General features: G+C 30.6%; 1 protein-coding gene. It reads right to left on the reverse strand.

Annotation, left to right across the window (positions count from 1 at the left end):
- The coding region (locus tag HT693_RS11605) for a restriction endonuclease subunit S (RefSeq protein WP_172925203.1) at nucleotides 1-516 on the reverse strand (516 nt) is incomplete at both ends.

The raw sequence follows: 516 nt of genomic DNA on the forward strand, positions 1-516 counted from the left end.
ATGCATTTTTGTTCGGATAGTGGGGGGAGAGCAATTAATAATAGATTAAAATTATAATCATTGATTGCAGGATAACTTGTTCCAGTAGATTTATTATTAACACGATTGATAAAATTATCTGATAATAAATAATATTTCAAATATGTTTCGTTAAGTAAAGTATCCAAAACAATAAATGCTGTACTAGCTATCAAATACTCTTTAAGTTCTCTAACTACAGCAATATTTTTTAGATATGGTCTAACTGTTGAAAATAAGACACTATTCTGCGAAACTAATTTTCTGGCACGGGAAGGCGCTTGTTCAGGTGAAAGATATTGTAGATTTTTGTAGTTTATTATGTTCTTTTTTCTATCAATACTAGACGTATCTATATACCTAAAGGATTTCTCTGGCTTATTTTGCCCAAAATTCCAATAAATTGATTTTATCCTCACCCACTCCCAAGTATCAGGAATATCATAAGGAACATCAATTTCTTGAGCACTTCCATCAGCGAACTTCTCATAATGTTTC

Origin of the sequence: Streptococcus sp. 2154 (assembly GCF_013277255.1) — a bacterium.
Lineage (GTDB): Bacteria > Bacillota > Bacilli > Lactobacillales > Streptococcaceae > Streptococcus > Streptococcus pseudopneumoniae.